Annotated in this window: 8 protein-coding genes; 5 read left to right on the forward strand and 3 right to left on the reverse strand. The window is 68.0% G+C overall.

Annotated elements, in window-relative coordinates; translation table 11 throughout:
• Positions 1-28: 28 nt before the first annotated feature.
• Together ACZ6S6_RS17470 and ACZ6S6_RS17475 are read right to left on the reverse strand one after the other, a co-directional pair.
• Complete coding sequence (locus ACZ6S6_RS17470) at positions 29-1,525, reverse strand: glycosyltransferase family 87 protein (RefSeq protein WP_362953273.1); 1,497 nt, start codon at positions 1,523-1,525, stop codon at positions 29-31.
• 134 nt (positions 1,526-1,659) lie between these two features.
• Positions 1,660-4,398, reverse strand: a complete 2,739-nt coding sequence (locus ACZ6S6_RS17475; RefSeq protein WP_469706145.1) for a transglycosylase domain-containing protein — start codon at positions 4,396-4,398, stop codon at positions 1,660-1,662.
• Positions 4,399-4,799: 401 nt separating this feature from the next.
• Between ACZ6S6_RS17475 and ACZ6S6_RS17480 the strand changes: the two genes are divergently transcribed.
• The 3 genes from ACZ6S6_RS17480 to ACZ6S6_RS17490 all read left to right on the forward strand — a co-directional run bounded on the left by ACZ6S6_RS17480 (position 4,800) and on the right by ACZ6S6_RS17490 (position 8,088).
• The gene (locus ACZ6S6_RS17480) at positions 4,800-5,504 is read left to right on the forward strand and encodes a PadR family transcriptional regulator (RefSeq protein ID WP_362953275.1); all 705 of its coding nucleotides are present in this window, start codon (positions 4,800-4,802) and stop codon (positions 5,502-5,504) included.
• A gap of 62 nt (positions 5,505-5,566) precedes the next feature.
• A complete protein-coding gene (locus tag ACZ6S6_RS17485; protein ID WP_362953276.1) occupies positions 5,567-6,649 on the forward strand; it encodes an inositol-3-phosphate synthase in 1,083 nt (360 codons plus the stop codon).
• Between the two features lie 170 nt (positions 6,650-6,819).
• Positions 6,820-8,088 (forward strand): MFS transporter, encoded by a 1,269-nt coding sequence (locus ACZ6S6_RS17490; RefSeq protein WP_362953277.1) that lies wholly within the window; start codon positions 6,820-6,822, stop codon positions 8,086-8,088.
• Between the two features lie 141 nt (positions 8,089-8,229).
• On the opposite strand, the gene ACZ6S6_RS17495 is transcribed toward ACZ6S6_RS17490, so the two are convergent.
• Positions 8,230-9,672, reverse strand: a complete 1,443-nt coding sequence (locus tag ACZ6S6_RS17495; protein WP_469706146.1) for a CCA tRNA nucleotidyltransferase — start codon at positions 9,670-9,672, stop codon at positions 8,230-8,232.
• A 183-nt stretch (positions 9,673-9,855) separates the two neighbouring features.
• On the opposite strand from ACZ6S6_RS17495, the gene ACZ6S6_RS17500 reads away from it, so the two are divergent.
• Together ACZ6S6_RS17500 and murJ are read left to right on the forward strand one after the other, a co-directional pair.
• Complete coding sequence (locus tag ACZ6S6_RS17500; protein ID WP_469706147.1) at positions 9,856-12,153, forward strand: DUF6049 family protein; 2,298 nt, start codon at positions 9,856-9,858, stop codon at positions 12,151-12,153.
• Between the two features lie 49 nt (positions 12,154-12,202).
• Complete coding sequence (gene murJ, locus ACZ6S6_RS17505) at positions 12,203-14,362, forward strand: murein biosynthesis integral membrane protein MurJ (protein ID WP_362953280.1); 2,160 nt, start codon at positions 12,203-12,205, stop codon at positions 14,360-14,362.
• Positions 14,363-14,368: the final 6 nt, after the last annotated feature.

Below are 14,368 nucleotides of genomic sequence, written 5' to 3' on the forward strand. Positions count from 1 at the left end.
GGCCCCGGCGCCTTGCCCGTCCCGTTGCTCAGTCGGCGGCCGGCGTGCCCCGGGTGCCCCACTCCACGCGCGGTCCCTCGACCGTGAACGCGGCATGGTGCGGCGGCTGCGCGGCCGCGCGGCCCAGCACGAAGACGTCCTGCGCCCCGTCGAGGACCCCGCCCGACGGATCATCCGATCCGTCGCGCCGCACACCGTCCCGCTCCGGCATCAGAATGTCGCGCACGACCACGGCGCAGAGGTACAGCGTGCCCAGCAGATGCAGGGCGATGGCCAGCTGATAGCCCTCCGTCGGCAGCCCCTGGTGCTTGTCGCCGCTCGTCGTGTAGGCGAGGTACATCCAGATGCCCAGGAAGTACATGACCTCGCACGCCTGCCAGATCAGGAAGTCCCGCCAGCGCGGCCGGGCCAGCGCGGCGAGGGGGATCAGCCACAGCACGTACTGCGGTGAATAGACCTTGTTGACGAGGATGAACACCGCGACGACGAGGAACGCGAGCTGCGCGAACCGGGGCCTGCGCGGCGCTGTCAGCGTCAGCGCGCCGATGGCGGCGCACAGCGCGACCGTCGCCAGGGTCGAGACGGTGTTGACCGTGCTGACGTCGATGGCGTCGCCCGTGCGCTGTGTGATGATCAGCCAGAAGGAGCCGAAGTCGATCGAGCGCTCCTCGCTGAAGGTGTAGAACTTCTTCCACCCCTCGGGCGCGAACACCATCACCGGCAGGTTGACCACCAGCCAGGATGCCGCCGCGCCGAGCGTCGCCACCCAGAACGCCCGCCATTTCCCGGCCCGCCAGCACAGCACGAAGGCCGGGCCCAGCAGCAGCACGGGATACAGCTTGGCGGCCGTGGCCAGCCCGATGAGGATGCCGAACGCCAGCGGGCGGCTCCTGGACCACATGAGCATCGCCGCGGCCGTGAGGGCGACGGCCAGCAGGTCCCAGTTGATCGTGGCGGTGAGGGCGAAGGCGGGGGCCAGCGCCACCAGGAGGCCGTCCCAGGGGCGGCGCCGGTGGATGCGCGCGACACAGACGGCGATGATCGCGGTGCAGATCATCAGCATGCCCGCGTTGACCAGCCAGTACACCTGCTCCTGGTGCTGGATCGAACCACCCGGGGTCAGCCAGGCGGCGATCTGCATGAACACCCCCGTCAGCACGGGGTACTCCAGATACTGCATATCGCCGGGCAGCCGGTCGAAGTAGGGCACCAGGCCGTCGGAGAAACCGCGCCCGGCGTACAGATGCGGAATGTCCGAGTAGCAGGCGTGGGTGTACTGGGAGCCGGCGCCCTGGAACCAGGCCCAGTTGTAGCAGGGCAGCTTCTGCACCATGCCGAGCGCGAACATCCCCAGCGCCACCAGCGCGACGGCGCCCACGGGGGTGAGTGCGGTACTGCCGAGCCGCGACCAGCGGCCCGACCTCCCACCGATCAGCTCGCTGCCGGCCGCGGCGACCTCGTCCTCATGCGTGGGCCGTACGACGGACCGTTCCTGATGCACGCTCGTGTCCTCTGCACTTGGCATGCCGCACATCCTGCCGTACCGGACTGTGCGAACGTCGAGGGCCGCCGCACCCTGTGGTGCGGCGGCCCTCGACACGGCTCTCGGATGGCCTCACCCGGCCCGCAGGCCGGGTGAGGAGCGCTGCCTGCCGGGCGCTAACCGGGCGGGCCACCGAAGATGTCGCCGTTGCTGTTGCTGTTGCCTCCGTCGCTGGTGGGCGGGCTGGAGCCGCCGGGATCGCCGTTCCCCGCCGACGTCCCGTTCGAGGTGCCGGCCTCGGTGCCGCCGTTGTCCGCGCCGTTCGTGCCGCCATCGGCGCCGCCGTTGTCCCCTCCCTGTGACGTAGCGCCGCTGTCGTTCTGGCAGTTCCAGTCCCAGGTACCGCAGGTCTCGGACGGGTCGGGCGACGGCGAGGGCGGAGTACTCGGCTTGGGTGTTTTGGACGGCGACGGCGGCGGGCTCGGAGGGGGCGTGTAGCTCGGCGTCGGCTCGGGGCTGCTCGCGCCGCCCCCGTAGAGCGTCTCGCCGATCGGCTCCGCCTTCGGGAACTTCACGACCTTCTGGTTCTTCATCGCTTCGGCCATGTAGTCGTGCCAGATCTGGGCCGGGAACGAGGCACCGTGGATCTTCTTCTCACCGCCGGTCCCGTACATCTTCTCGAACTTGCGGTTCTTGTGCTTCTCGTTGTCATCCAGCCGGTACATGCTGATCGCGGTCGACAGCTGCGGGGTGTAGCCGACGAACCAGGCGGAGAGGTTGTCGTCCGTCGTACCCGTCTTGCCCGCCACATCACGGCCCGGGAGCTTCGCGGGCGTACCCGTGCCCTTCTCGACGACGTTCTTGAGCACGTCGGTCACGTTGTCGGCGACGTCATTGTCGAAGGCGCGCTTGGTGACCGTCTCGTGCTGGTACATCACCCTGCCGAGCTTCTTCACCTGGGTGACCGAGAACGGCTCGCGCTGCTGGCCGCTCGCCGCGAAGGTGGCGTACGCGCCGGCCATGCGAATCACACTGGGTGAGGACGTACCGATGGAGAACGACGGAACGGTGGAGTTCGCCATGTTGTTGTCGTCCTTCAGGCCGGCCGCCAGCGCCGCCTTCTTCACCTTGTCGGTGCCCACGTCCATGCCCAGCTGGACGTAGGGGGAGTTGGCGGACACCTCCATCGCCTTACGAAGGGTGACGTCGCCCTCGGAGTGGTGCCCATCGTTGGTCTGCAGCCACTCCTCGCCCTTCTCGTTGGTCCAGATCTCACCGTTGTACTTCTTGATCTTCAGCTTGTCGTCGCCGTTGTAGATGCTCATCGGCGAGACCTTCTCGCGTGCCGAGTCGCTCTGGTCCGCGCTGAGCTCGGGGTCCCGCCTCCCGTACTCCATGGCAGCGGCCAGCACGAAGGGCTTGAACGTCGAACCGACCGCGGCGCCCGTCGGGTCCGCGTTGTTGGTGTAGTGCTGGGTCGCGTCCTTGCCGCCGTAGATCGCCTTGATGGCGCCGGTCGCCGGATCGACCGACCCGCCACCGAACTGGACGTGCGTGTCCTCGTCGGGGCGCTTCTTGGGGTCGATCTTCTCGTCGTAGACCCTCTTGACCGCCGCGTTGAGCTGCTTGACCTTCTTCTTGTCGAAGGTCGTGTGGATCTCGTACCCGCCCAGGCGGAGCATTTCCTCGGTGACGCCATGGTCGTTGTTGTTGAGGAAGTACGACTTCGCGAGGTCGACCAGGTAGCCGGTCTGGCCGCCCAGCTGGGCGTCCTTCTTCGGCGGATCGGGCATCGGGAACTTCGTGTACTTGAGGCGGTCGGCCTTCGTCATCCGGCCGTCCTTCACCTCTTCGTCGAGGATCCACCGCCAACGCTTCTCCGCCCGGTCCCGGTTCTTGTCCGCGGTGGCTTCCTTCGCGTCGATCTCCGGGGCACCGGCCGGGTCGTAGTAGCTGGCGCCCTTGAGCAGGGTCGCCAGGAAGGCGCACTGGCTCGGGTTCAGATCCTTGGCGTCAATGCCGTAGTACGTACGGGCCGCTGCCTGGAGACCGGAGGCTCCCCGCCCGTAGTACGAGACGTTGAGGTACCCGGCCATGACCTCCTTCTTGTTACCCTGCTCGCCGACCTTCAGCGTGATGAAGAGCTCCTCGACCTTCCGGCTCAGGGTCTGTTCCTGGGAGAGCCGTGAGTTCTTCACATACTGCTGCGTGATGGTCGAGCCACCCTGCGTCTGGCCGCCCTTGGCCATGTTCCACAGGGCTCGGCCGATACCCATCGGGTCGATGCCCCTGTCGTGCTCGAAAGTCTTGTTCTCCGCCGAGATGACCGCGCTGCGCATCGCTTCGGGAATCTGCTCGTAGGCGATGACCTGACGGTTCGCCCCACCACCTGTCGCGACCATCTGGGTGCCGTCGGACCAGTAGTAGACGTTGTTCTCCGCCTTCGCGGCCTTGTTCACCTCGGGCATCGTCACCATCGCGTACGCAAGACTGGCAACGCCCATCAGAAGGCCGACGAAGCCGATGCACAGGCTGGAGACCAGCTTCCACGACGGCACCCAGCGCCGCGCGCCGTACTTGCCGGCGCGCGGGTAGTCGATGAAGCGCTTCTTGACCGGGCGCTGGTTTCCGCGCCCGCGGCCCCGCCCGGGGCCCTCCGCCCCGTCGTCACCACCGCCGCGGCGCCGCCCTCCGCCGTCGGAACCACCGCGGCCGCCGCCGCCGCGCTGGGCGGCTCGTCTCGCGGCGGCACGGCCGCCGTACGGGGCGTCCTCGCCGGACGGACCGGAAGGTGATTCTTCGGTGACGCCGTGTGACGGTGCCGCCCGGCGTCCTGAGGACTGCTGGGTGGCTCGTCTGGTCGCGGCGCGCCCGCCACCTTGCGGTTGGGGCGTTTTGCGACGGTGCTCGCTCATCGAACGACTACTCCTCGGGCAGGCGAGAACGCCTGGAAGCGGCAGTTGAGATCCGGTCCCCCCGAATTACGGACCATCCCTGCGACGGGCTCGTCCGCAGTGCATCCGGTCAGTCCGCGGAGACTGACGCGGTCGGGCGTCACACGGTTCCCGGTGGTCTGCATGCCGGACAGACTACGCACGGTCAAAACCCTTCCAGGACCGAACTTCACCTCAAATTACGCAAGTCGGTTCCTAAGAATTCGCGATGTGACGCCGTTCACTAAGGCCCCCCTTGCCCCAGCGGAGAGTCCGATCTATCGTGCTGATGTATCGAGTCGATACATCAGCTCGGTACATCGGCTCGGCATATCAGCTCGGCACAGGGACAGCGAGAGCACTCGGAGAAGGAGGAGGCGAGGTTGAGCAGACGCTCCGGCATCCTCGAGTTCGCTGTCCTCGGACTGCTCCGTGAGTCCCCGATGCACGGCTATGAGCTGCGCAAACGTCTCAACACATCACTGGGGATCTTCCGTGCCTTCAGCTACGGAACCCTCTATCCCTGCCTCAAGACGCTGGTCGCCAACGGCTGGTTGATCGAGGAGCCGGGAAACGCTCCGGCAGACCTTCCGCCCGGCTCCGGCCGCGCGGTGGCCCCTTCCTCTTCTCTGTCAGGGCGCCGCGCCAAGATCGTCTATCGATTGACGGCGGAAGGTAAGGAGCACTTCGAAGAGCTGCTCTCGCACACCGGCCCCGACTCCTGGGAGGACGAGCACTTCGCTGCTCGTTTCGCCTTCTTCGGACAGACGGAGCGCGAGGTGCGCATGCGGGTGCTGGAAGGCCGTCGCAGCCGACTGGAGGAGCGTCTCGAGAAGATGAGCGCCTCTCTGGCCCGCACTCGCGAGCGTCTCGACGACTACACACTTGAGCTTCAGCGACACGGCATGGAGTCCGTGGAGCGCGAAGTGCGCTGGCTGAACGAGCTCATCGAGAGCGAGCGGTCGGGACGGGATCAGCGACGATCCTCGCCCGAGGGCTCAGCTCAGCAGAACACCGCAGGAGAGCCGGACGGCCTGCCCCGGCGGGGTAACAACCCGCCGGATCCGTCCGGCGACACCGCCAAGTGAGATCCCCGCAGATCCGTGGGGGCCTCATCAGGAACATCCATTACACACAGGGAGCAACCGGAATGGGTTCGGTTCGCGTAGCCATCGTCGGCGTGGGCAACTGCGCCGCCTCGCTGGTCCAGGGCGTCGAGTACTACAAGGACGCCGATCCGGCCGGCAAGGTGCCCGGTCTGATGCACGTCCAGTTCGGCGAGTACCACGTACGGGACGTCGAGTTCGTCGCCGCCTTCGACGTCGACGCGAAGAAGGTCGGCCTCGACCTCTCGGACGCCATCGGCGCCAGCGAGAACAACACCATCAAGCTCTGCGACGTGCCGAACGCCGGACTGACCGTCCAGCGCGGCCACACCCACGACGGGCTCGGCAAGTACTACCGCGAGACCATCGAGGAGTCGGCCGAGGCCCCGGTCGACATCGTCCAGATCCTCAAGGACCGCAAGGTCGACGTGCTGGTCTGCTACCTGCCCGTCGGCTCCGAGGTCGCTGCGAAGTTCTACGCGCAGTGCGCCATCGACGCCAAGGTCGCGTTCGTCAACGCCCTCCCGGTCTTCATCGCCGGTACCAAGGAGTGGGCGGACAAGTTCACCGAGGCCGGTGTCCCGATCGTCGGCGACGACATCAAGTCGCAGGTCGGCGCCACCATCACGCACCGCGTGATGGCGAAGCTGTTCGAGGACCGGGGCGTTGTCCTGGACCGCACGATGCAGCTGAACGTCGGCGGCAACATGGACTTCAAGAACATGCTCGAGCGTGAGCGCCTTGAGTCCAAGAAGATCTCCAAGACGCAGGCCGTCACCTCGCAGATCCGTGACCGCGACCTCGGTGCGGACAACGTCCACATCGGCCCGTCGGACTACGTGGCCTGGCTGGACGACCGCAAGTGGGCGTACGTGCGCCTTGAGGGCCGCGCCTTCGGTGACGTTCCGCTGAACCTGGAGTACAAGCTCGAGGTCTGGGACTCCCCGAACTCGGCCGGTGTCATCATCGACGCCGTCCGCGCTGCGAAGATCGCCAAGGACCGCGGCATCGGCGGCCCGATCCTCTCCGCGTCCTCGTACTTCATGAAGTCCCCGCCGGTCCAGTACTTCGACGACGAGGCCCGCGAGAACGTCGAGAAGTTCATCAGGGGCGAGGTCTCCGACTGACGCCACCTGAATAGGGTCTCCGGTCCGGTTCCAAGCCGAATCCGGACGGACGGCCCCAGGCGCGTCGGCGCGGCACAGGCGAGGAGCGGCAACGCTCCTCGGCTCCCGCACCGTTGAGGGTCCCCGGGCAATCCGCCCGGGGACCCTCAACGTATGTGACCCTTGCTCCCATGCCCGTCGTGCGTGACCTGCGCGTTCTCCTGCGTCTCCGGAACTTCCGCCGCCTGCTGGCCGTGAGGGTGCTGTCCCAGTCGGCCGACGGCGTCTATCAGGTGGCCCTCGCTACGCACGTGGTCTTCTCCCCGGAGAAACAGACGTCGGCGGGCGCCATCGCCTCCGCGATGGCCGTACTCCTGCTGCCCTACTCGCTCATCGGCCCGTTCGCCGGAGTGCTCCTGGACCGCTGGCCCCGCCGCCAGGTCTTCCTCTACGGCAATCTGCTGCGCGCCGCGTTCGCGTGCTGCACCGCGCTCCTGATCCTCGGTTCCGCCCCCGACTGGCTCTTCTACGCCTCGGCTCTGTGTGTCACCGCGGTCAACCGCTTCGTCCTGGCCGGCCTCTCCGCTGCGCTTCCGCGTGTCGTCGACCAGGACCGGCTGGTGCTGGCCAACTCCCTCTCCCCGACCGCGGGCACACTCGCCGCGACGGCGGGCGGTGGCCTCGCCTTCGTCGTACGGCTGGCACTGTCGGACTCCGACGCGGCGGTGGTGCTGCTGGGGGCGGGGCTCTACTTCGCCTCGGCGGTGGCGTCCCTGACCCTTGCCGCCGGACTGCTCGGACCGGAGCGGAGCGGTGACCATCTCCGCCTGAGCGAGGCTCTGTCCACGACCGCCCGCGGGCTCGGCGACGGACTGCGGCATCTGGCCGAACGCAAGCACGCCGCACAGGCGCTGGCCGCCATAACGGTGATCCGCTTCTGTTACGGGGCGCTGACCGTGACGGTCCTGATGCTGTGCCGGTACGCCTGGGCCACCACGGAGTCCCACGGGCTGGCGCTGCTCGGGCTGGCGGTGGGCGTATCCGGTGCCGGGTTCTTCGCAGCGGCGGTGCTGTCTCCCTGGGCCGTGGCACGGCTCGGCCGGTTCCGCTGGATGATGGTGTGCGCGGCGGCGGCCGCTGTCCTCGTGCCGGCGCTGGGGCTGTGGTTCGCCCCCGCGCCGATGCTCGTCGCCGCGTTCGTGCTCGGACTCGTCACCCAGGGGGCGAAGATCGCGACGGACACGGTGGTGCAGACGTCCGTGGACGATGCCTTCCGCGGCCGGGTCTTCTCGCTCTACGACGTGCTGTTCAACGTGGCGTTCGTGGGCGCCGCCGCGGTCTCCGCCCTGATGCTGCCTCCTGACGGGAAGTCCGCCGCGGTGGTGATCGGAGTGGCCGCGCTCTACGCCTTGGTGGCCGTGGCCCTGTTCCGCCTCGCGCCGGTCAAGCCGGCGAGCTGACCCCCGGAACCGAAACCGGAACCAGTACCGGCCGAGGGTGCTGTTTCACGTGAAACAGCGCCCTCGGCGTGTGCGTTGCCGGTCATGTTTCACGTGAAACATGACCGGCAGCCCTCCCGGCCCGTACCGTCTTCGCGGGACTCAGCTCTGCGATTCCCACCACTTCTTGAGCTCCGCCACTGCCTCGTCGTGCTCCATCGGCCCGTTCTCCAGGCGCAGTTCCAGCAGGAACGCATACGCCTTGCCGATGACCGGGCCGGGTCCGACGCTCAGGATCTGCATGATCTCGTTTCCGTCCAGGTCCGGCCGGATCGCATCGAGCTCCTCCTTGTCCTGCAACTGAGCGATGCGCTCCTCCAGCGCGTCGTAGGTCCGCGAGAGGGCGGCGGCCTTGCGCTTATTGCGCGTGGTGCAGTCCGAGCGGGTGAGCTTGTGCAGCCGCTCCAGCAGAGGGCCGGCGTCACGCACATAGCGGCGGACCGCCGAGTCGGTCCACTCCCCATCGCCGTACCCGTGGAAGCGCAAGTGCAGCTCCACCAGCTTCGAGACGTCCTTGACCATGTCGTTGGAGTACTTGAGTTCGGCCATCCGCTTCTTGACCATCTTGGCGCCCACCACCTCGTGGTGATGGAACGAGACCCGGCCGTCCTTCTCGAAGCGCCGGGTCCTCGGCTTGCCGATGTCATGGAGGAGGGCGGCAAGACGCAGAACGAGGTCCGGGCCTTCCTCCTCCAGGTCGATCGCCTGCTCCAGAACGGTCAGAGAGTGCTCGTACACATCCTTGTGACGGTGATGCTCATCACTTTCGAGCCGGAGCGCGGGAAGCTCGGGAAGGACCTCCTGTGCCAGTCCGGTGTCGACAAGGAGCGCCAATCCCTTCCTGGGGTGCGAGGAGAGCAGGAGCTTGTTGAGCTCCTCACGGACCCGCTCGGCGGAGACGATTTCGATCCGGCCGGCCATTTCCGTCATCGCCGCGACGACCTCGGGGGCCACTTCGAAGTCCAGCTGAGCGGCGAAGCGCGCGGCGCGCAGCATCCGCAGGGGATCGTCCGAGAAGGATTCCTCGGGCGTTCCAGGGGTGCGCAGGACGCGCTCCGCCAGGTCCTCAGTGCCGCCGTGCGGGTCGATGAAGTCCTTCTGAGGCAGCGCGACGGCCATCGCGTTGACCGTGAAATCGCGGCGGACGAGGTCCTCCTCGATGGAGTCACCGTAGGAAACTTCCGGCTTGCGCGAGGTTCGGTCGTACGCCTCGGACCGGTATGTGGTGACTTCGATCTGGTAGCCGTCCTTCTGGGCGCCCACCGTGCCAAAGGCGATCCCGACCTCCCACACCGAGTCCGCCCATGGCCGGACGATCTTGAGGACGTCCTCGGGACGGGCATCGGTCGTGAAGTCCAGGTCGTTCCCGAGCCTGCCGAGAAGTGCGTCCCGGACCGAGCCGCCGACCAGGGCAAGACTGAATCCGGCATCCTTGAATCGGCGGGCGAGATCGTCGGCGACCGGGGACACCCGGAGCAGTTCACTGACTGCGCGGTGCTGCACCTGGGTCAGGGCACTGGAGTTGTCTTCATTGGCGTTCGGCACAACAGAAAAGGGTACGTGCCCGGACCGGTCCGGGCGTCATTGTTTCCTTCAGCCCTGCGAGACTCTCCCGATCATGTGTCGTACTCCCCAGCACTTAGCCCCCGCGCACATCGTTACCATGCGTGGACGCAGCAACGGACGACGATCGACAGCAGCTCATGACGACGAGGGACGGGTAGGCGCGTGGCCGAGGCGGCAGACTTCCAGGGGACGAACCTCTCTCCTGCCCGCCGGTGGCTGAGGCGCACAGCCGCCGTGCTCGCCGGGGCTCCGCTCATCGCTGCCCTGCTGGCCGGGGCGACCGCTCCGGTGGCACAGGCCGGCGTGACGGACAAGGCCCCGACGGGGTCCGGCACTGTCGCGGTATCCCTGGACACGGTGACTCCGAGCGCCCCCGTGAAGGGGGACACACTCACCGTCTCCGGCACTCTGACCAACAAGGGCAAGGAGACCGTCACCGCGGCTCAGGTCGATCTGCGAGTGGGGCCCCGGCTCTTCAGCAGGACCTCGATCGACGCGGCCGACCAGCGCACGGGATACCTGCCCGACGCCGATCCGTCTCCGGTCGGCGGCAAGTACACGGTCAAGATCGCCAAGCTTCCCTCCGGGATCAGCCAGGACTTCACCCTGTCCGTGCCGGTCAGCAAGCTGGGACTGGGTGACGACGGTGTGTACCAGCTCGGCGTCACCCTGTCGGGCCGGACGTCCCACGCCCTGTACGACCAGGTGCTCGGGATCAAGCGGACCTTCCTCCCCTGGCAGAGCGAGGACCGTGACTCCAAGCCCCGGATCAGCTACGTCTGGCCCCTGATCGCGGCGGCCCACCTCACCGCGGAGACCGGCTCCGACTCCCAGCAGACCCCGGTGTTCGCCGACGACGACCTGGCCGCCGAGATCGCGCCCGGCGGTCGCCTGGAACAGATGGTGTCGCTGGGCCGGCAGCTGCCCGTGACCTGGGTCATCGACCCGGATCTGCTGGCCAGCGTCGACGCGATGACACGGGACTACCGGGTCAAGTCCGGCGACACCACGATCGCCGGTACGAACCAGAACGTGGCCAAGCAGTGGCTCACCTCACTGGAAGCCTCGGTGTCCGAGGGCAAGGTCATCGCGCTGCCGTTCGGGGATCCCGATCTGGCGTCGATCGCGCACCGCGCCAAGAACGTGTCGGGCACCCTCAGCCACCTCCAGAACGCCAGCGAGGTGGCCACGACGACCGTGCAGACGATCCTGCACCTGAAGCCGTCGACGGACTTCGCCTGGCCGGTCGACGGTGCCGTCGACCCGTCCATCGTGGACGTCGCGACCTCGGCCGGTGCCCACAACGTGATCGCCCGCAGCGACAGCCTTCAGGAGACCGGCGGCCTGGTGTACACGCCCACCGCCGCCCGGCCGATCGGCGGCGGCACGACCGCCGTGGTCTCCGACGCACGGCTCTCCACGGCGTTCCAGGGCGACATGACGAAGGCCGGGGCCTCCACGCTCGCCGTGCAGAAGTTCCTCGCCCTCACGCTCTCCCTGGCCGAGCAGGACACGGACAAGGACCGAAGCCTCGTCGTCGCACCCCAGCGGATGCCGACGGTCGCCCAGGCCCAGTCGATGGCCCGCGCCCTGCGCACCCTCGACGACGGCCGCTGGACGCAGTCCCAGGGGCTGGTCCAGGCGGCGGAGGCCAAGCCCGACGCGAAGGCGACCACCCAGGTCCCCCCGGCGTCCCGGTACCCGAAGAAGCTGCGCAGCCAGGAGCTGCCCACTCAGGCCTTCCAGGACATCAAGTCCACCCAGGCCTCCCTCAACAACTTCCAGGTCATCCTGACCCAGCCCGAGCGAGTGGTGGCCCCCTTCGGCAACGCGGTCAACCGCTCCATGTCGACGTCGTGGCGGGGCAGGCCCCTGGAGGCCCAGCAGTACCGGGACTCGGTGCGCACCTATCTGCAGAGCCTCGTCAACGAGGTCCAGCTCATCTCGAAGTCGGACGTCACCCTGTCCGGCCGCAGCGCCACGATCCCGGTGACGGTGCAGAACAGACTGCTGCAGGACGTCGACCATCTGGTGCTGCGCCTGAAGTCGGAGAACGCGACGCGCCTCAAGCTGAACAACGACGGTGCCGTGGCGGAGCAGCCGATCCAGATCGCCGGCGGTCACAGTCAGTCCGTGAAGTTCGACGCCGCGGCCAACATCAACGGCCAGGTCCAGATGACCGCACAGCTGTACACCGAGGACGGCACACCGTACGGCGCGGAGATGAACTTCACCGTGAAGGTGTCGGAGCTGACACCGACCGTGCTTCTCGTGATCGCCGGCGGGCTGCTGCTGCTGGTCCTCGCCGGCATCAGGATGTATGCACATCGCAAGCGCGCCAACGCGGGCGGCGCGGCAGGCGGCGACGGCAGTGAACCCGACCAGCCGAGTGACCCGAGGCCGGACACCGGTCCCGAAAGCGCGGAGCCGTCGGGCACGGGTGAGAAAGTGGACCGTTGAGCGATGTCTGTCGTGGCCGGTCGGCCGGGGACGATGAGGTGGGGTTTCGATGAACGCGCCGTACGACGGTGATCGCGGTCAGGGTACGGGCGGAGCTGGGTCTTCCGGCGGTCCTCCGGTGCCTCCCGGACCGGAGCAGGTGCCACCGGCACCCGATCCGTATCTGCAGGCTGCGTACGACTACGACCCCTACCGGGCCCAGGACCTCTCGGCGCAGGATCCGGTGGGCGAGGCGCTGTACGACCGCGCCGCGCACCCGCCGCCGCCTCCTGGCACCTATCAGCAGCCCCAGCCGCTCTACCAGCAGCCGCCCGCCGCCCCGTACGCCCCCGACCCCCGGATCTGGGCACAGACCCCGCCGCCCGAGCCCGACGGTCCGTCCCGGCACCTGCCGTACGGTGACGACGCCGCGACCACCCAGTTCGTCGGCGTGGACGATCTCGTCACCCAGGCATCGACGGGCCGCGACGAACCCGATGCGTTCGCCCACCTCTTCAGGGACCAGGAGGGCCCGGCGAGCTCACCCGGCCCGGCCCGGCCCGAGCCGGCTCCCGCACCCGTACCGCCGAAGTCCGGCGGCGGCCGGGCCTCCGGACTGCTGAAGTCCAGCGCGGTCATGGCGGCCGGCACCCTCGTCTCACGGCTCACCGGTTTCGTACGCAGTCTGGTGATCACCGCGGCGCTCGGCGCGGCCATGCTCGGCGACAGCTTCACCATCGCGTACACGCTGCCGACGATGATCTACATCCTCACCGTGGGCGGCGGCCTCAACTCGGTGTTCGTCCCCCAGCTCGTCCGCTCCATGAAGGACGACGAGGACGGCGGCGAGGCCTACGCGAACCGGCTGCTGACCCTCGTGATGGTCGCGCTCGGCCTGATCGTCGCCCTCGCCGTCTTCGCCGCGCCCTGGCTCATCCGGCTGATGTCGCTGCCGATCGCGAACGACGCCGCCGCCAACAACGTGGCCACGACCTTCGCCCGGTACTGCCTGCCCACCATCTTCTTCATGGGTGTGCATGTCGTGATGGGCCAGATCCTCAACGCCCGCGGAAAGTTCGGCGCGATGATGTGGACTCCGGTCCTCAACAACATCGTGATGATCTTCACCTTCGGCATGTTCATCTGGGTCTACGGCACCTCGCACGAATCCCACATGGGCGTCCAGACGATCCCGCCGGAAGGCGTCCGGCTGCTGGGCATCGGCACTCTGCTCGGCCTGATCGTCCAGTCCCTGGCCATGATCCCGTACCTGCGCGAAGCCGGATTCAGGTTCCGCCCGCGCTTCGACTGGAAGGGCCACGGGCTCGGCAAGACGATCAAGCTGGCCAAGTGGACGGTCCTGTTCGTCTTCGCCAACCAGGCCGGTGTCCTCATCGTCACCCAGCTCGCGACCGCGGCCGGCAAGGAGTCGGGCAGGAACGGGGCGGGAATCCTGGCCTATTCCAACGCCCAGCTGATCTGGGGCATGCCGCAGGCGATCATCACCGTCTCGGTCATGGCCGCCCTGCTGCCCCGTATCTCCCGCGCCGCACACGACAACGACCCGGGCGCGGTCCGCGACGACATCTCGCAGGGCCTGCGCAACTCCGCCGTGGCCATCGTGCCGGTCGCGTTCACGTTCCTCGCCCTGGGTGTCCCGCTGTGCACGCTGCTCTACGCCTCCAGCGGCCCCGAGGCCGCCCGCTCCATGGGATTCATCCTGATGGCCTTCGGTCTCGGGCTGATCCCCTACTCGGTGCAGTACGTGGTGCTGCGCGGGTTCTACGCCTACGAGGACACCCGCACACCCTTCTACAACACCGTCATCGTCGCCCTGGTCAACGCAGCCGCCTCGGCCGTCTGCTACCTCGTTCTGCCCGCCCAGTGGGCCGTGGTCGGCATGGCGGGCTCGTACGGCCTCGCCTACGCCGTCGGCGTCGGTATCGCGTGGCGCCGGCTGCGCAACCGTCTGGGCGGCGATCTGGACGGCGCCCACGTCCTGCGCACCTACGCCCGGCTGTGCCTCGCCGCGATCCCCGGGGCAGTGATCGGCGGCGGCGTGGGCTTCGCTCTTCTGCACGCGCTCGGCGACGGCGCCTCGGGCTCGCTCGTCGCGCTGATCTGCGGTGGGATCGTGCTGCTGGGAGTCTTCGTCGTCGCGGCGAAGCGGATGCGGATCGAAGAGATCAACGGCATGGTCGGCATGATCCGGGGACGGCTCGGCCGCTGAGTGCCA

The sequence above is a fragment of the Streptomyces sp. NPDC048671 genome, assembly GCF_055587045.1.

Excerpts from the sequence above, each read along its gene's own strand:
- ACZ6S6_RS17470 (WP_362953273.1), bottom strand. The coding sequence starts at position 1,525 with ATGCCAAGTGCAGAGGACACGAGCGTGCATCAGGAACGGTCCGTCGTA.
- ACZ6S6_RS17475 (WP_469706145.1), bottom strand. The coding sequence starts at position 4,398 with ATGAGCGAGCACCGTCGCAAAACGCCCCAACCGCAAGGTGGCGGGCGC.
- ACZ6S6_RS17485 (WP_362953276.1), top strand. The coding sequence starts at position 5,567 with ATGGGTTCGGTTCGCGTAGCCATCGTCGGCGTGGGCAACTGCGCCGCC.
- ACZ6S6_RS17490 (WP_362953277.1), top strand. The coding sequence starts at position 6,820 with ATGCCCGTCGTGCGTGACCTGCGCGTTCTCCTGCGTCTCCGGAACTTC.
- murJ (WP_362953280.1), top strand. The coding sequence starts at position 12,203 with ATGAACGCGCCGTACGACGGTGATCGCGGTCAGGGTACGGGCGGAGCT.